Annotated in this window: 18 protein-coding genes; 2 read left to right on the top strand and 16 right to left on the bottom strand. The window is 40.8% G+C overall.

The genetic code is table 11. The features are described from left to right. Positions 1-11: 11 nt before the first annotated feature. From ACFQZS_RS03685 to ACFQZS_RS03665, 5 genes are all read right to left on the bottom strand, one after another. Positions 12-3161, bottom strand: coding sequence for a SusC/RagA family TonB-linked outer membrane protein (locus ACFQZS_RS03685; RefSeq protein WP_377097404.1), 3150 nt, complete (start codon positions 3159-3161; stop codon positions 12-14). A gap of 137 nt (positions 3162-3298) precedes the next feature. Further along, positions 3299-4366 carry a FecR family protein gene (locus ACFQZS_RS03680; RefSeq protein ID WP_377097402.1) on the bottom strand — a complete coding sequence of 356 codons (1068 nt, stop codon included), beginning with the start codon at positions 4364-4366 and terminating at the stop codon, positions 3299-3301. Positions 4367-4640: 274 nt separating this feature from the next. Further along, on the bottom strand, positions 4641-4775 hold the full coding sequence (locus ACFQZS_RS03675) for a DoxX family membrane protein (RefSeq protein ID WP_377097551.1): 135 nt from the start codon (positions 4773-4775) through the stop codon (positions 4641-4643). Between the two features lie 1000 nt (positions 4776-5775). Then, positions 5776-6183, bottom strand: coding sequence for a hypothetical protein (locus ACFQZS_RS03670; protein ID WP_377097401.1), 408 nt, complete (start codon positions 6181-6183; stop codon positions 5776-5778). Positions 6184-6187: 4 nt separating this feature from the next. Then, the gene (locus ACFQZS_RS03665) at positions 6188-6730 is read right to left on the bottom strand and encodes an RNA polymerase sigma factor (RefSeq protein WP_377097399.1); all 543 of its coding nucleotides are present in this window, start codon (positions 6728-6730) and stop codon (positions 6188-6190) included. A 100-nt stretch (positions 6731-6830) separates the two neighbouring features. Here ACFQZS_RS03665 and ACFQZS_RS03660 point away from each other — a divergent pair, with 100 nt between their 5' ends. Both ACFQZS_RS03660 and ACFQZS_RS03655 read left to right on the top strand, forming a co-directional pair. Continuing rightward, the gene (locus tag ACFQZS_RS03660; protein WP_377097397.1) at positions 6831-7169 is read left to right on the top strand and encodes a hypothetical protein; all 339 of its coding nucleotides are present in this window, start codon (positions 6831-6833) and stop codon (positions 7167-7169) included. Positions 7170-7183: 14 nt separating this feature from the next. After that, complete coding sequence (locus ACFQZS_RS03655) at positions 7184-8380, top strand: alpha/beta hydrolase-fold protein (RefSeq protein WP_377097395.1); 1197 nt, start codon at positions 7184-7186, stop codon at positions 8378-8380. On the opposite strand, the gene ACFQZS_RS03650 is transcribed toward ACFQZS_RS03655, so the two are convergent. From ACFQZS_RS03650 to ACFQZS_RS03600, 11 genes are all read right to left on the bottom strand, one after another. Further along, positions 8339-8806 carry an RNA polymerase sigma-70 factor gene (locus tag ACFQZS_RS03650; RefSeq protein ID WP_377097393.1) on the bottom strand — a complete coding sequence of 156 codons (468 nt, stop codon included), beginning with the start codon at positions 8804-8806 and terminating at the stop codon, positions 8339-8341. The genes ACFQZS_RS03655 and ACFQZS_RS03650 overlap by 42 nt on opposite strands. 181 nt (positions 8807-8987) lie before the next feature. Beyond that, entirely contained in the window at positions 8988-9527 is a 540-nt protein-coding gene (locus tag ACFQZS_RS03645) for a hypothetical protein (RefSeq protein WP_377097391.1), read from the bottom strand. Further along, positions 9520-10263 carry an ImmA/IrrE family metallo-endopeptidase gene (locus tag ACFQZS_RS03640; protein ID WP_377097389.1) on the bottom strand — a complete coding sequence of 248 codons (744 nt, stop codon included), beginning with the start codon at positions 10261-10263 and terminating at the stop codon, positions 9520-9522. Before ACFQZS_RS03640 ends, ACFQZS_RS03645 begins: the two co-directional genes overlap by 8 nt. Continuing rightward, entirely contained in the window at positions 10250-10609 is a 360-nt protein-coding gene (locus ACFQZS_RS03635; RefSeq protein WP_377097387.1) for a helix-turn-helix domain-containing protein, read from the bottom strand. Before ACFQZS_RS03635 ends, ACFQZS_RS03640 begins: the two co-directional genes overlap by 14 nt. Positions 10610-10819: 210 nt before the next feature. Further along, positions 10820-11089, bottom strand: coding sequence for a sigma-70 family RNA polymerase sigma factor (locus ACFQZS_RS03630; RefSeq protein ID WP_377097385.1), 270 nt, complete (start codon positions 11087-11089; stop codon positions 10820-10822). 32 nt (positions 11090-11121) lie between these two features. After that, positions 11122-11403: an RNA polymerase sigma factor gene (locus ACFQZS_RS03625; protein WP_377097383.1), complete on the bottom strand. Its 282-nt coding sequence runs from the start codon at positions 11401-11403 to the stop codon at positions 11122-11124. A 395-nt stretch (positions 11404-11798) separates the two neighbouring features. Next, positions 11799-12767 carry a hypothetical protein gene (locus tag ACFQZS_RS03620; RefSeq protein WP_377097381.1) on the bottom strand — a complete coding sequence of 323 codons (969 nt, stop codon included), beginning with the start codon at positions 12765-12767 and terminating at the stop codon, positions 11799-11801. A 65-nt stretch (positions 12768-12832) separates the two neighbouring features. Continuing rightward, positions 12833-14533 carry a restriction system-associated AAA family ATPase gene (locus ACFQZS_RS03615; RefSeq protein WP_377097379.1) on the bottom strand — a complete coding sequence of 567 codons (1701 nt, stop codon included), beginning with the start codon at positions 14531-14533 and terminating at the stop codon, positions 12833-12835. Continuing rightward, a complete protein-coding gene (locus tag ACFQZS_RS03610; protein ID WP_377097377.1) occupies positions 14530-15996 on the bottom strand; it encodes a restriction endonuclease subunit S in 1467 nt (488 codons plus the stop codon). Before ACFQZS_RS03610 ends, ACFQZS_RS03615 begins: the two co-directional genes overlap by 4 nt. Further along, the gene (locus ACFQZS_RS03605; RefSeq protein WP_377097375.1) at positions 15977-17614 is read right to left on the bottom strand and encodes a class I SAM-dependent DNA methyltransferase; all 1638 of its coding nucleotides are present in this window, start codon (positions 17612-17614) and stop codon (positions 15977-15979) included. Before ACFQZS_RS03605 ends, ACFQZS_RS03610 begins: the two co-directional genes overlap by 20 nt. A gap of 20 nt (positions 17615-17634) precedes the next feature. Beyond that, positions 17635-17832, bottom strand: coding sequence for a helix-turn-helix transcriptional regulator (locus ACFQZS_RS03600; RefSeq protein WP_377097372.1), 198 nt, complete (start codon positions 17830-17832; stop codon positions 17635-17637). Positions 17833-17964 lie beyond the last annotated feature (132 nt).

Below are 17964 nucleotides of genomic sequence, written 5' to 3'. Positions count from 1 at the left end.
GATCCAAAAGATTAAAAGGTTAACTGCAATCCGGCCACCAGTGATCTCACCGGGGGCAGATTAGGTTGCGACACAACATAACCACCCGATTCCGGGTCCAGCATTGCCGCGTTCCTGTTCCAGAAGGTCAGTATGTTCTCCGCCCGCAGGTAAAGCCGCAGCTTTTGTGTCCAGGCCGGCCGCAGCTCATACGCAAGCGATATATTTTTCAGCCGGATATAGGAACTGTTGAAATAATTGGCCGATGAGTTCAGGTAAAATGTGTTCGCCACTGTGCCAGGTTTCGGTACACTCGTAATGTCGCCCGGCTTTTGCCAGCGGGTCACCATAAAAGCATAATTATTGAGCGTCTGCCCGGGTGAACTACGCAGGCCGCCGTAGGCCATCTGTTTGGCGAACTGGAAGAAGATGTCCAGTGTCAGCGCGCGCCATGTTAAAGTATTGCTGAAACCGCCGTACAGATCCGGGCTGGTCTTCCCGATCGTATAATTCATGTAAGGCGTGGTACTAGGCCGACCGTCCTTATCCGCGTATAAACCAGCCCCGGTATGTGGGTCAACACCGAGGAAACGGTAGCCCCTGACGCGGCTAATGTCATAACCGAGCTCATAATTTTCGGCGTATGAAGAGGTTTCAAAGTTTTGAAAGCTGAGCAGTTTGTTCCTCGGTATGGTCAGGTTAAAGGCACTGGTCCAGCGAAAATCCTTTGCTTTTATATTCACCGTGGCCAACTCCAGCTCCAGGCCGGTATTCTGTATCACAGCAGGTAAATTGGCCTGATAGGCGATAAAGCCGGTCGTGGAAGGCAAGGCGTAGTTGACGAGCTGGTCGCCGCTGCGGTTAATATAGTAGTTCGTATTCAAAAGGATACGGTCCTTCAGGAAGCCCAGTTCCAGGGCCAGCTCCAGTTTGCGGGTCGTCTCCCAGTGAAAATCACTGTTATCGATCCGGGAAGGCCGGAGTACGGATATGCCCTGGTAGACCAATGAAGGGCTGCTGTACGTCGACAGATACTGGTAATCCGTGATCTGGTCATTGCCGGTGGTCCCATAGCTGGCGCGCAGCTTACCGAAACTGAGCAGCGGCAGGTGTGATCTTACCCAGCTTTCTTCGGAGAATAGCCAGGCCGCGCCAACCGAACCGAAATTTCCGAAGCGGTTCCCGGGCCCGAAACGGGAGGAACCGTCCCGGCGCGCGGTGATATTCAGGATGTATCGCTCCTTTAGATTGTAGGTCAGCCGGGCGAAGGCGGACAAATATTTATAATCGGTACGGTTATTCAGGCGGCTGTCGATGGTCGTCGCTGAGGCGATGTTTTCCATCAGCGTCTCGTTGCTGTAGTTCGAACCCTTTATGAACTGATTTTTACTGCTGCGGTCCTGGTAGGTACCACCTATCAATACCGAGAAAAGGCCGGCATCTATCCGTTTACTGTAGTTGAGCTGTGGTTCCACGATAAAAGAGCGGTTGCTGTTCTGCCCGAACTGGGCATAATTACTGCCGGACTGAACAGAACGCAAAGGAAAAAGCTGGGTTTGCTCCTGCCCGGTCTGATTGTAGCCCGCCGAAACCTTCAGCTGAATATCCGTATTAACCCTAAAGTTCAACACAAGATTACTGATGACATTGCCGGTATTCGACTTAACAGTCGAATTGAGGTCCCGCAGCGGATTACCCGAGTTCAGCGTATAGGCCCCGTTGGCATCGATCATCCGGAAGTTGGGCGCCAGGTAGATCCCGCTGCTGGAATTCTGCACATTCGGGCTTTTGTTATTGTCCAGCGTCAGGACATTGGAGAACTGTACCTCCAGCCTGCCGTTAGCGGACACATGCCGGAGACTGGCCTGCAGTCCTCCCCTGGTATACCGGGACAGATCCGTTATGATGTTATTTTCCCCGTGATAGTTGGCGGAAACCGTATAGACCGTTGCCGCCGAGCCGCCGGAAAAGCGGGCCTGCAGGTCCCTGTACCCTGCCGTATTCCCGAAAAGATACCTGGCCCAGTCGGAGCCATTGTTCTGGTCCCAGACGAGCAGGTCAGGCGCGTTGGCCGCGGTCGGTGCAACATTATCATTGGCGAATGCTTCCCTGCGTATGGCCAGGTAATCGGGAAGCGATAAAAGTTTAGGGAGATTGGCGATCCTGCTGATCCCCTGCGTATAGGACAAGTCCGTGCGGTCCGTCCCTGCCTTGCCCCTTTTCGTTGTGAGCAGTACCACCCCATTCGCGCCCCGGCTCCCGTAGATCGCGGTAGCATCCGCATCTTTCAGCACCGTCATCTCCTCGATATCTGCCGGGTTGATGCTGTTCAAAGGACTGATGATCCCACTGACCGGGCTACTGGATAAAACGCTGTAATTAGCCGGGTTAGATTCAAAGGGTACTCCGTCGATAATAAACAAAGGCTGCGTTCCCGCTGTAAGCGATCCCCTGCCCCGAACCTGGATATTGACATTGCCGCCCGGCAGCCCGTTAGTCGTCTGCACAAAAACACCCGCCATCCTGCCGGATAAGGCCGACAATACATTCGTCACCGGCTGCTTTTCAATATCCGCGGCCTTAACCGCCGATAAGCTGCCGGTGTTCAGGCGTTTCGTCGTGGCCCCGTAACCGATCACCTGAATCTCATTCAGTCGCGAATTGGTTTCCTGCAATACGATCCTGATTGCAGCGGAGCCAACCGGTCGTAAAACCGTTTCATATCCAATAAACGAAACTTCCAGATCGTCGCCCAAGTCTGCGTCAATCATAAAATCGCCATTGCTGTCAGCGAGGGTACCCCGCGACGTACCGATAACCTTGATAGCGGCTCCGCCGAGGGGCGTTCCTGTAGTATCCCTGACCGTGCCCCGGGCAGGGACACGCGGCGCCAGTTGTTTTTTTGAGACCACTACCATTTTTTCCTGCAGGACGAAACGCAGGGGCTGTTCGGCAAATATTTTATCGAGTACCCCCCGCAATTCTTCATTGCTGACATGGATCGTTACCGGACGGGCCAGTTTTAAATTTTCTGTCGCGATCAGGAAATCATAGCCGGTCTGCCGGCTGATATTATCAAAAACCTTGCTTAGAGGGGAATTACGCTCGGATAAACTGACCTGCTGGGCAAAAGCCGACGCACTTAACAGGCCCAGCAGCAAGAAAAGGTAAAATTTGTACATTTGTCACGCTTGTTTAAGCGTAGCGCCTACATTGTCGAGATGGGCAGCGCTCCGCGTTCAATAATTTAATTATTACAGGCAAAAGGCCAGGTTCCGGAAACGGATACCTGGCTTTTGAATTAACTTATGATCTTATCTTATTTCAATACCGTGACCCTCCTTCCTTCGACCTTAAAGTGAACACTTTGGGTGGCTTCGAGGGCCCTGAGCACCTGGGTGATGCTCTTATAGCGGGAGATCCGCCCGTTCAGGCCCCCTGCAGGGGTATTAGTCTCATATATTACCTCAATATCATACCAGCGTGAAAGCCTGCGCATGATACTTTTTATGTCCTCATCATTAAACCTAAAATAACCATTTTTCCAGGCCAATGCTTCTTCCACATCCGCAGCATCTACAGATAAACGCTCAGCCGACAACACCGCCTCCTGTCCCGGCACCAAAATCTTCTCCGTACCCGCAGCCGTAACCTGCACCTTCCCTTCCTCCAATACCGTCCTGACCACGCCGTCATACGCTTCCACATTAAAATGCGTCCCCAACACCCTCACCACCTGCCTGCCCGTCTTGACCAAAAAAGGATGCGCCGCATCCTTAGCCGCCTCAAAATACGCCTCCCCCTTCAGCTCGACCACCCGTTCCCCCTGCCCCGCGAACGAAGCGGGGTACACCAGTTCCGAAGCCGAATTCAGCCACACTTTAGACCCATCCGGCAACACCACCTGCCATTCCCCGCCCCTCGGCACCGAAATCACATTATTTCCACTCCCCCCAACTCCATCATACATCAAACGCCCTTCCGACTTCACGATATTCCCCGTAAGCCGACCATTTCCCACCTCATCCAAAACGATCCGCTTCCCATCCGAAAGCGTCAACACTGCCTTATTAGACCCGGGCACAATATCCGCTACCTTAGCTGCACGCGGTTCCGGCACCCAGAAATGCACCGCCACCGTCACCAAAACTCCGATCACCACCGATGCAGCCGTCAAGCCCAAGCCCAACCGCAAAAAACTAAAATGATTACCCGGCAGCTCCCTGAACACCTGTCTCCCCACCGCCTCCACCCTACGCGGCGACATCTCCAACACATCCTTGTCATTATACTCCAAATACCAAGCCTCCAGCAAAGCCCGCTCCTCCTCCGAACAACGACCCTCCCGGTATTTTTTAAACAGCCCAATAAGCTCGTCCTTTTCCATATTTAAGAACAAGACGGCTAACCCAACTAAATAGGAAGAAAAAAAACAATTTACAGACATTGTTTTTATGAAATACTACCGCCCGTTTCGGACAGTAGAAGTCAGTATAATATGGCGCTATTTATTCTTCTTTAAGGCCTAGTCTTATTTACCCGGAGGGCGTCAATCAAAAAAACTCCCGCCCCATTTAAAATAAGGGAAATTAAACCTGCAATGTACAATAGGTTAATTTCATATCCGGGAGGCCCAAATAAAGGCCCTTGTGGCGTTAAACCTATCGTTTTAACGGAACTAAAGCCGTAATGGACTGGATAGTAAACATGGCAACGAGCATCGTGCAAATTAGCGGCAGCGCTGTAATACTTACGAAAAATCCGACAAAAATTGCCAGGCCACCCAGCACTTCCACCAAGGATGCAACCCAGGAAGTAAGATGAGGGAAAGGAACATTTAAATGGGTTAGTAGCTTCCGAAGCCTGCCGGAGTTCCCTTGCTAAGCTTAGCCCATCCGTGAGCCATAAAACCGAAACCTATAATCAGCCTTAAAAACAATGGTGCCCATTGCCCATAATTTTTTTTGATATTGAAAAAATGTGATTGAACATGTCTGTATTAATAATTTGATTGTATTATCTCTACTATTTTGAGCCGTCAACGCCTATAATAGACTTTGATCAGATAAGTAAAATAATAATAATCTCAAATCAGCAGAATACGGTTCTTAAAATAGGCAGGGACGGAATTGAGATATGCAACCGAAAACTTCCGCTGAAAGACAAGAAGCTTTTCAAAACAGAAAATAGATAGCTGGTATAAAAAAGCGATACAATAACAGCGGTGAACACGGGGATGCTGATTCCTGGCTTTGGCTTTGGTGGCGTGAATTTCGCTGCTGAATTATCTATAATACCCTGACAAACCATTAAGGCTGCCTGCCGTCCGCTAGCGTGTTGTTCCGTTTTTGTTGGGCCTTTCAAAAGGTTTTGAATTGCTCTCTAAGGGGGCAAAAACTCAACACCAGGAAAGCCGTTATAAATACCGATGCAGATACCAGACGAGCTAAATTGTGGAGATTAATTTCCATAGGTCACGCTTATCAGCATCAATTTTTATCAAGTTGATTGTTTATCCGCTTTTGAAGCTGGTTCTTAAACTGGTCGTCTAATTTTAACTCCCTGTAATCTGCGGAAAACAGTTTCCTTGCCATTTGGTTAATGACCGCACTTTGCTGCATGAACGTTACACGGATGTGGGTTGGATTTTGCAGACTTAAAAAATTACGTTCAATTATTCAGGGTATTTATAATTTTACAAATAAAATTTTATTTTAAAGAGGCGTAGATTAAGGGATCATAAACAGAAGGTTGAAACGCGTTTAATATTAGCATTCATAGCCATTCAACTTCCACTTAAATCGCTTTATTGTGCTTAAAGTAGTTAATAACAAACTTTTTATCTATGGCTTCTAAAAGAAAAATCATTACTATGATAAATAGCAATGTCCATTTATATGAGTCTAAATAAATCATGATCTCTTTTGCAATTTGGTATTCCACATTACCAATCACAATAATTAATGCAAGACCACTCATAATAATTATAGTGCTGATAATAATAATCGATTTTAAAAAGTTTTTCCATTCTTCTCTATATATTAGAATTTCTATTACACTCGAAGAAAGATCGTCAACCTTTAGTTTTGGTTGCTTTGCCAATTCAAGGAAAATGCTTTTGTAAAGTTGAACATCTGTAGTTTGTTCAAGGTTGCCATTTTCTTCTATCATCGTTTGTAAATTCTCATCGTTTAATTCTTTCATCTCCCTATTTATAATACTTTTCCAATCGTTGCTTCAGTAATTGACGTGCCCGAAATAAGTAATTTTTCACTGTTCCTTCCGGCATTCCGGTTATTTCTTCTATCTCACGATATGTAAATTCGTTTAAATGGTATAATGTTATGACTGTTCGGTATGCTAAAGGTAATTTTTCAATATGATATTGTAAAAATTCACTTTCGGTTTTTGCGTTTAAAATATGTTCAGGTGTTTCATAATTAATTAGTTCGTGTTCAATTTCGTCACCGATTACGAAATTTTGCCGTAAAAATTTATTAGCATGGTTTATGGCAGTACGGTAAGCTATCTGCGCAATCCATGTAGACAGTTTTGCATTGAAATTAAATTTAGCAAGGTTTTTAAATACTTTGATGAATACCTCTTGACTTATATCCTTAACGTCTTCGTCGTTGTCTATAATTCGTGCTATCATGTGTGTAACAAGCTTTTCATGCTGCCCTATAAGCTGTTTAAATGCAAATAGATCACCTCTAATTACTCTATTAATAAGGCTTTCTTCGGTATTCATTAAACGTTAGACAAGATACACAGCTTTTATGTTGCAAAAAATAATTGCAACATATGTTAAACAACTCTTGTCTAACCCACCAAATTAAAACAACTACATTATGGACAGTAATTCAAGTGTCGCTATTATGTTTGTAGCCGCTTTTTCTGCGGCAGCAATCATTATCAACGGCATACTCGGTTTTCGGCTCAAATCAAGAATGATCAAGTTGGGCTTGGTTGATTTAGAATCAATAAAATTGTTAAATCAGTTAAATGGCGACTCAAAACTGCGAGCGTTTAAGTGGGCACTTATTCTATTTTTTGGAGGGATAGGGTTAATGATTTTACAAATTATTCCTTACAGCTTAAACTCGCCCTTACCTTATGGAGTAGAAGCAATTTCTGTAGCAGTGGGCTTGTTTATTTACTATCTGCTCGAATCCAAGAGAAATGATTAATTAGAAAAATTGAAATGAAAAAAAGATATTTATTTACTACGGTGCTGATGTTTATTGTTGGAACTTTATTGGCTCAGCAAGTTAAATTAAATAGCAAAATTACTGTTAGTGTACATTCTGTTAACGAAGACGTTAACCGTTCCATTTTCATTCAATTTCCAAAGGATTATGGTAAAGTTAATAAACGTTACCCCTTGATTGTGTTATTTGACGCACAAGACCAAACCCTTTATGACTATACCTCATCTGCAATTGATAGGCTAACATGGACAAACGATATACCCGAGGCTATTTTTGTAGGAATAGTGCAAAATGATAGGAGCAAAGAGCTAAACTTTGAAAGATATGAAACGTCCTCTTTACAATTTTTGAATTTTATCAAAAACGATCTTATCAATTATTTAAGTAATAATTATTTTTTAAATGGATATTACACACTAATCGGTCATTCTTTAGGCGGCCAATTTGCAACTAATGCTATGTTAACTTATCCGGAAACGTTTAAGTCCGTGATAAGTGTAAGCGGGGCATTGAATTACGAGGAGAAGGAAAAATGGTTTAGATCCAAGGTGGTTACTAAGTTAAATTATTACCTATCAACCAGACCAGATAGCGTCTTTGCAAAGCAAAAGTACTATTTTTCCACAGGAGACGAAGGCTTTCAGGATAGTGGTTTCAAATTGGGTGCCTTAACAGCAGATAGTTTATTCGTTAAGTATAAACCAAATTCAAAAAATTGGCATTTTGACTATTTAAAGGGATTTAATCATATGACTACACCTTTAATTAGTATTCCCTCGGGATTGATTTTTGTTTTTCAAGACTGGCACTTTTCAGAAACCCTGGCGATGGACGTATTAATGTATGAGAAAATCGATCCTATCGTTGCCATGCAAAAGCAGCTGGATAATATTAAAAAAATGTATGGAACTGAAATTGCTCTTCCTTATAATGCCTATTCTCAATTTGAAAACTTTTATTTTGTTAAAGGTGAACTAGAAAAAGCGAGTATTTTAGCCAATAAATTAATTAAACTATATCCTAACGACGATGACTCCTATGCGACGATGGCTGACATATTAGAAAAAAAAGGAGATGTAAAAGGTGCTATAAAATATCTCAAGGACGCACAATCAAAATCAAATCTGGCAAAATATGCAGATCGAATTTTAAGATTGAATAGTGAAACGAGCACCCAGTTTCGTCCGTAAGATACGGAGCGCGTTGTTCACCTGTTTGGAAACATTATTTTCTGAAACAGACAAAGCCTCCGCGATCTCCCGGTGCGATAATTGCTCCTTCCTGCTCATCTCAAAGATCCGCCTCATCTTCGGCGGCAGCGCCTGAATTTCCTTCTCTATATGCGCCTTCAGCTGCTTCTCCCTGATCAAATGATCCGCCGGCACCTCCGCATGCGTATCCAAAAAACCCTTCAGCGAATCCAGGTACCTCCCCCTCACCTGCTCCCTCGCAAACAAATCAAAAATCCTGTTCCTTACCCCCGTATACAAATACCCCGCCAGATTAGACACCGGCAAATTATCCTCCCTGTTCAACCACAACGCTACAAACACCTCCTGCACCACATCCTTCGCCTGCTCCTCCTCCCCCAGCCGCTTATACGCATGCGTAAACATCAAATAAAAATTCCTGTGAAAAATCTCCCCATAAGCCGTATGAAACACCTAATTGTTTTCATTAGTGACTGTGCTAAATATCGACTGATAAGATGGCCATCATCTAAGGCAAAGTTCAGCGTAACCAGTAAAGTATCCACGGTTAAACCGACGATCATACGAAAAACCGAACCTAAATCCGTTAATAATGAGACTTCAGATGATCAAAATGCTGATTACGGTACTGCGTTATGGTTAGGTGCGGGAGTTTGCTTCCAGCTTTGCGCACGTTGGCGATAAATTCGTCACATTCCGACTCACTCATCTCGCCACGAATAAGGGCTATACAAAGGATATCCATGGTTGTGAGGTAAGCCAACTGATGCTGCGTACAATATTCGTTTATATCCCGCAGGTTGCTGGAGGCGATGATGTGTGGGTGATGGCGGCAAAAGGCGAGACAAGCGGACTCCCCCTTACCTTTGGTTTTTATCAACTGCGCATATTCACGGATAACGTTTAAGTCTTTTGTTGGAAAATCCACAACCTCGATAGCTTTAAATGCTATATAATTTGCTACCACATTGCCCACGTCATTTTGCCTGTTCAGCTCTTCATGTACCCGATTCAACAAGACGAGTCTTTTGGGGAATAACTGGGGAAGCATACCGGGCCGCCCTCCCTTAACAAAGTGGATAAGGACATCAGCGTCCACCAGAATCTTGACAACTTTGTTACTCATGTCCATTACTGGCTGATTCCGAGGGATTAAAACCGATGGTATGCATCAGTTCTAAATAATGAGATTCAGATATGCGCTCATTTTGAAATAACTGATGCGCCAGTACACCGTAGTCACCGAGTACCAAATTGTTATTACCCGCATTATACAGGTCAGGTTCGTAACCAAACGCCGCAGCAGAACGCTTGACGTCCGCTTCGTATTCATTATACTTCAGCTTCGTTATGATGCCGAGTAATTTTAGGCGTTGTAACAGAGCTCTGCGGGACACGCTGTAGTATTGTTCCAGGCGGAGTACTGTTTCTATACGAATGGTATCGCAGTTGACATACTCAGTGGGAGGTATGTTGATCTTCAGCCCCTCTTCTGGCAGCAAAAAATTGGCAGCGAAAAGGTCCGCTTTATATTCTTCGATATCTTTCTTATCAAAACGTCCTGTGATACAGGATTGAGAAGTGAAATTCTCCTGAATAAAAAGGTGATACAGCTCATGCGCGATCGTAAAGTGCTGTTTCCCTAGAGGATGATCGTGATTCACCATCATAAACCGATCGTTTCCCAACTTAATGGCCATGCCAGAAAAAGCGCCGGAAAGTTGCCTGAAAACGGTCAGTACATTACATTTGAGCAATAGGCTTTTTAAACGAATGGGCTCAGTATTACTGAACCCATGATCTATTCTGAATCTGATTGCTTTCTGCTGTATTTCGATATTGATCGTATCAACTTTGCTCATTTGCTAAATGCTTCATTTTATTATAGTTCTTTACGATCTGTTGAAAATCAGCGATACTTTCAAGATCCGTTTCGGTAAAGCCGTCTGACCGGAAAGCAAACGCATAGTTCAATTGCTGCGCGCCTTCATTTTCCTCCAAAAGATCGGCGAGGTCAACATTAAAAATTTTGGCCAATTTTTCGAGTTGTTCAAAATCAAAATTACAATCCCGCTCGCCGGTCTCCCAATAACTAATCACCGGCCGCTTTACCTTCAAATAGGTGGCCAGGTCATCCTGGGTAAGACCTCTTCGCTCCCGGAATTTCCTAATGTTGATTCCAATAGCGTTAGTTGCATTGATTGCCATAGTTATTTGGTTTGTTACAAATATCCGAATTATTTTGTATATACAAATTAATGTAACAAATATTTAGCCAAATAATTATCCTAAACTGCTGCAATTCAATTATTATTAGAATAACGACGCTAATCCTTTCATTCCGGATACAACCAGCTTTGGTAACGGATGACTTGCATGATAATGATACGGCGGAATTTTATACAAAATGCCGTCGGCTTACCACTGATTAAACAAAAAATACAAACTGGCAATTAAGTTCAGCTTAGTCCTCAAGATCCGAAGCGCGTTGTTCACCTGTTTGGAAACATTGTTTTCTGAAACAGACAAAGCCTCCGCGATCTCCCGGTGCGACAATTGCTCCTTCCGGCTCATCTCAAAAATACGCCGCATCTTCGGCGGCAGCGCTTGGATCTCCTGCTCAATATGCGCCCTCAGCTGCTTCTCCCTGATCAAATGATCCGCCGGCACCTCCGCATGCGCATCCAAATAACCCTTCAGCGAATCCAGGTACCTCCCCCTCACCTGCTCCCTGGCAAACAGATCAAAGATCCTGTCCTTACCCCCGTATACAAATAACCCGCCAGATTCGACACCGGCAAATTACCCTCCCTGCCAAACCACAAAGCCGCAAACACCACCTTCACCACATCCTTCGCCTGCTCCTCCTCCCCCAGCCTCTTATACGCATGCGTAAACATCAAATAAAAATACCTGTGAAAAATCTCCCCATAAGCCGCATGATCCGAATCCCTCAACAGATCCAGCAACTCTACATCAGAAAACTCCTTGAGACCGGCCATCAGCTAACATCTTAAATGAAGCCTCAGACCCATGAAACCAAACTCAATACAGTCTTCCCATAGTGGAATAGCCTTAGCAGAAATGCCCACATCAGCCACCCAAACCTCCCCACCATGCGATTGATAATAAATAGTTATCTAATCTTTATAGTATCACTCATAATGCCTTTCGTGCCATAGTTGAATTGTGGATTATTAAATAGACTTTGCAGAAAATGTGGTTTTTTGGCACCATTAAATGTTTCTTTTTTAAAAGCGCCATAAAGCAGAAAGGCGCTTGCTCTTGGAAAGTACTCGGGCACACCATTTCAATCCGGCCGAAAAATGGCTTGCTTGATAGAAATCAAACGAAATTCAAAACATTGCAAGGCTACTTAAGTAAATATTGTTGTGTGTTAAACGTAATTATTTACGCCATTTAAAAACGCTGACCGTAAGAAATTCATATCTCCCAATCTATTCCGTTCCAAAGCTCCTATATATTCATCATGGGTCTTTCCAAAATTCAAATCGGCTACGTACTGTTCCTCATAATACATATACATCTCGTCAGAGCAACACTCGGCAAGATAATTTTCCTTTATACCAAAAAGTCGATTCCAAGAGTCAACATGCTCTTCGTATCCGGCACAAGTCAAGTTAATATTCATATCCCTTGGCTCCATGTTTTCAGAAAGAGCTTTGCCTAGTGTAATTTCAACATCAATTCTTGGATAAGGAGTAATTCTACTAAATGGGAAAAAAGCTCGTTTTCGCGTTTTAGAAACGATTCTGTTATTGTGCTTTATAATTTCAAAAATGGTATTTTCCCCTAATTTGTATTTGCTATTGCATGTATCACAAATCGGTAACAAATTGTTTGTGTTTATAGATGTAAAAGGGAAATGCTTCCTTGGTAAATAATGGTCTAATGCACTTCTTTTAGAGTGAAATTTAATTAACACTTTGTTTATTCCGCAGCATCTGCAGGTCCGGGATTTGCCTACCAGATCCTTATAATAATCTTCGATTTTTCCATATTTATGATAAAATACTGCTTTGGTTACAGCCTCATCGTATAGTTTGTCAAAAAATATTTTGATTTGTTTGCTTAATTCTTCACTTATTAAATCAATATCTGCATATTCCAACGGAAGCCAATCACCGTTGCACAATAGCCTAATTTTATTATTCTGATGTACGCCCCTCTTTAATGCTTTTAATTGCCACCTAGACAGAGTTTTACAAATACTGAAACATTCAGCAACGGGATTGAGTAAATACTCATGGTTAACTTCATCTATTAATCGCTGGTATTTAGGAATGACTAATGATAAATCAAAAATGGCTTCCTCAAGATAAGGTGCGCGAAAAATAACTTCCAAGAATAAATAATTAGTAAAGGATTGAATCTCGTGAAACTTAGATTTGATATGTTTGTACGGCCTTATCATCTTTTATTAATAATGTCTGTCATTTCCTTTATTAATAGAACTTTTTCTATTGAATCCCCCAACTCAGTGTTTAACTCCTCAATTAAACCATCCACATCATCAGTTTTTAAAAATCTTTCCCTATATGCATTTAGCTTTTTAAGTGAGTATTCCCCAATGGTGTTTTTACGCTTAAAAATTTTATTAGTTAAAATGTTAACCGATGTCCCGAAGGTGTCTATATCTAAATCTTGTGCATTTCGCGGTTGACTTCCTTTATCAAAAACAATTACCCTATCCGGAAAGCAATCCGAAATAATAAATGGTGAATGCGAAGTGATTAAAATATCTCGCATTAGATGATTTGTACCACTCTTATTTAAGCAATCTTTTAATAAACTTATAAATTCCGAACGCCACTCAGGATTAAAATGTGTTTCGGGTTCATCTAATAGCATTAGTGTACTTTTATCACCCAATAACATGCAAATTCCCATAGTATGTAAAAATTGATGTTCACCATCGGAAAATGCCTTAAGAAGCATTTTATCATCCGAGTTTTTCTTTTTTAAGCGAAACAAATTGAAATGGAAAATATGCTCTTGCTCTTTAAAAGAAGGTATTTTATACATTGCATACAAACTATCAGAATTGTATACTTCTTTCTTTAACTCTTGATCAACCACCCGTAAATTGAGTAAAGTAAGAACCTGAAAAGCTTTGAACAACTGTAGTGGGGACTTGAAATGTTCCTTAAATACTGTTTTTAGAGCACTTTCTTTGGTTCTCTTATTTTCATCAAAATAGAAATCAAGTACCTCGTATTCATACCCATTGTGATGATCACTTGATTGAGTAAATTTAACAGTAGCACATTTACGCAGTTTATCTAACGTTTCTTCAACTAACGGTAACAGATACCCTAATTCTGGATCTTCATCAGCATAGTATAACAGCTTATTATTTATTACCAAACGGAAGCTGTGTAGCTTTTCGATGCTCAATTGCTCTTTGATAGGTTCGATTGTATCTTCATTTTGTAAAAGGAAGTTAGCCAAAAGGATCGCCTGACTCATGTGATAGTCCATATACACTAGGCTACTCTCGGGCTTTTCCTCCAACTTGTAATCTAAGACAAGCTTCGCTCTATTCCGTAAGTGATAAATATATTCATCCAACTGTAACAGTCTGGATTTTATGAATGGTAGGCTTAATATTTCATTTTCTCCCGAAGAATATCCGATTACCAATTCCGGTAAATAACTTCGGATTGAACCTGATATATCTATAAATTCAGGCTCATTAGATTGGTCTAATGCCCTTATTTTTATTTGAGGCCCGGCATTCTTCTCTTTCCTAATAGTTACGTTATGATAGTTTTCAATCTCTTTTTCTGCTTCGCGAGGAATTATATAATATTCTAATTCATAAGCAACAGGAGCGGATAATTCTTTTTTGAAATCATTTTTCAGAAATTCTGAAGTCTCCTGAGCCAATGTACAACACTCCAAATGATAGAAAATATTTGATAGGGCCTCTAAGACGTTTGACTTTCCACTCCCGTTCAGTCCTGCAAAACAATAAGGATGAAAGTTTTCCCATTCTTCATTGGGTTGATCATCCCTAAAAATAACGGTAAAATTTTCCCTACCTTGATTTGTCTTTATTTCATCAAGGCTTCGGAATTTCTCTAGTATTGTTAGCCGGACTAATTTCATTTTACCTGTAATTTCACATTATTGTTGCTACTAATAATTTGAATAATCTCTTCGTCTTCCATTAATTCAAATAATATTTTTCTTGTCTCCGTAAAGTCCTTAAACTCATCAAAGTTTTGCTGTTCAAAAAGATTTATTAAGTACTGTAATCTTTGCTTGTTACCTCTCAAATCCTGCGCAGTAAACTTCTTGATTAAATCCTTAAAAATAGGTTCTTCATCTATTTCAACATCCGGCTTAAAAGCATTCTGAAGAATTACATGAAATAAACGCTGTAATATCACTAGAGATCGCTCCATACTCAAGCGTAATTCATAAACCAAGTCGTAAAATGATTCAAATTTTTCCTGTAGTTGAATTTCCGGTACAGGAATTTTGATAGCCTTAAGTTTATCTAAATTGAGCTGGATGAAGGTGGTTCCCTTTACATTCCCCTGTACTAGGAATTGAAAACCTCTACTTTGAATTGTGCAGCTTAAGTATGATGGTTTTACAGTATTCTTATTTAATGGAATTACAGCCAATCCTCTCGTGATATTGTAATTATTATATTGATTAGTTATAATTGCGGCTTGGCCTATGCTGGCACGAATGCTAATTACAACATCTCCGGTTTGGCATACACTCCGCTTGAATTTCTTGTAAATTTCTTCACTGGTGAAATTTACTGTTTTAACTTTTATTTCTCCATCCTTGATATTACTCGTAGTTAAATATGGATGTCCATCATCTATATTTTGTCCAGGGTTTTCCATCCCTCTCGTTATTTCTCTCTTAGGATCTTTAATTTGATTTAGCGTTAGTTTTTTAAACCCTTTTTGATTACTGACAGGGTCACCAAACATTCGAGAATACGCCGAGTGTATTAGATTTGATAGAATTTCAACACTTGATTTTCGAAGGTCAATATTATTTTGAATAATGTTCAACTGTGTGACTACGATGTTTTGTTTGTCAAAGTCAGGCAGGAGAATCTCTTCCTTTAAATATTTCTCTAATTTTAAGTTAGCTAACCCGGTTGTTTGATTTTGGTATTTATATCCTAAGCCCTTTAAATAAAGATATCTTAAATAATAAAATAGATATTTCGGAATTACCTTTTCAGAGTTGGCTCTAAGAACCTGTGTAAAGTTATTCGCCATAAAGATCTCCTTTCCAGGATTCTCGAAATAGACAACACGGCCGACTGGAGTTTCAGGCCCTCCTCCTGACTTCTCAATGATTATATCATTGCTTATTAGCTTTTTCTCTTCAATTTTTTCCGAATCTAATACATACCTTTCACGGCCATTTTCATCAATAATTTTTTTTTGGAATAATCTTTTAACTATATTACTATAATCTATTTTGCCATCATTCCTAAAATTTGCGGTACGAATCACATTAACCCCATTACCTTCTAGGTCATCGCTACCCCAATCTCCGGAAATTGGTGTTAAAATCTTATTTAACGCTACCTTCATTAAATGACTTGTTTAGTGTATTAATTCCTTCGTTAATCTCATTCTCCAATTCCATAAGTTTTTCTATCAACTTATGAGGAGGCTCGTAATCTTGTTCCTCGAAAACGAACTCTTTATACAGATTGTAATTTAGTTCGAATCCATTTTCCTCAATCTCACTTACAGGCACGTAAAAATGCTTTTGCTTACGATCCTTCTGCGAATTACTTTTCGCGTCTTTAGTCTTGTATTGCTTAACGGTTTCCGGGAGAGGAAAATCATTTTTTATTTTTTTTCGGCTATTGTCCAACGTATAACCGTCAGAATCCATCCCGTAAAACCAAACTTTTTTGGTATGATAGGTACTAGAGTCAAATTGTTTTTTTGTAAATAGCAGAATGGATGTTTTCACCGCTGTATAAGGGTTAAAAACTCCACTTGGTAAAGACACGACAGCCTCTAAATCGCAGTCCTTTAGTAATATTTCTCGAGCTGATTTATAAGCTTTTCCAGAATTGAACAGAACCCCTTCAGGGATTATTACAGCAGCACGTCCGTTTTTTTTAAGCATATATACTATACGTTCTAAGAATAAAAGTTCGGTTTGCAATGACTGGATTTTCGCCTCTTTTATTTCATAAATACGATTAAGATTTTTACTTATCGATTTACTATTAACTTTGGCAGCAAAAGGTGGATTAGCGAGGATGTATGAAAATTCGTCCTTTCCTAGGGTCGGAAATATTTTCTCCCGGTATTTAGAGTCTTCTCCATTTAAAATCTGTTCGGGCGTAAATTGCTTTTGGTTCAGCTTATAAAAATTCTCCTCATATTCATCAGAGATAGTATTTAAATTGATGATATGAGGTTTATCTATGCCGTGCATCATCATATTCATCATTCCAATTCTTACCATTGTGGCATCGATATCAAAGCCATAAAATGTATTCTCTTTTATTTGCTTTTTCTTTTTTGCCGTCAATTTTTCTCCGTCAAGTCCTTTTTCAAGTTGATTTTCCTCGTCAAGTATAATATCTCTACTATTTTCTTTAAGAATATATTGATAAGCACCAACAAGAAAGCCCGAGCTGCCACTTGTTACATCACAGATTTTGCTATCCTCACTATCAATATCCGGTGCAACTAGCTCACTCATCATTTGAATGATATGTCTTGGCGTTCTGAATTGTCCATTCTTTCCCGCCTCATTGGTAGCACGTAACAGATACTCATATACATCCCCTAATATATCTTGGAAATGCTGATGCCTATTTTCCTCATGTTCTACCAAAGAAAAGATATCTTCAATTATTTTTACTGATTCTTCCAATAGAGAGGGGGTATTTATTCCAAACCTTGCATTTTTCATTTCAATCGCAAATGGTTCATCTTCTTTCGATAAATCATTTTGAATAAAATTGAAAACCTCATCCACTTTAGATTTTAATTCAGGCCCTTCCAAATGGTTATAACTGCTCCATTTATACTCTTCTATAACATCAGGATGAAATTTTTCTAAACGTTTCATAAAGATGAGGTAAGATATATTATCAATCGCTGTAATAGGGTTTGATAATCCCCCCGCCCAAAGCCTGTCCCAAAGTAGTTGTACTTTATTTCTTATTTCTTGTGATAACATATCCTGTTAATCTTTTTATATTATAGTGTGGAATTCAATAGTACCTTGATATCAATTTGCAGCACTCTTGCGATTTGCGCTAGTGTTTCTACCGACGGCTGTATTTCGTTTGTACACCATCTGGAAACTGTACTTTCGCTTTTGCCCAGTTCTTTAGCCAACCATTTACTCGTTTTTGAGTGTTCTGCTAATACAATTTTGATACGATTTATTTTCATATTATGCTATTTAATACGCATACCGTGCTAATTTAGTTTTTAATAGCGACGTAAACAATTGTAAAGGCAGGTTTATTGTTGATTTACCAGATTTATTTTCAAGAATGAGCTAGATGCAAATTTGTGGGTGTT

This window comes from Mucilaginibacter calamicampi (assembly GCF_042676765.1).
GTDB classification, from domain to species: domain Bacteria; phylum Bacteroidota; class Bacteroidia; order Sphingobacteriales; family Sphingobacteriaceae; genus Mucilaginibacter; species Mucilaginibacter calamicampi.
Note: the sequence above shows the minus strand (reverse complement) of the source record. Positions and strands in the feature narration are given on the sequence as shown.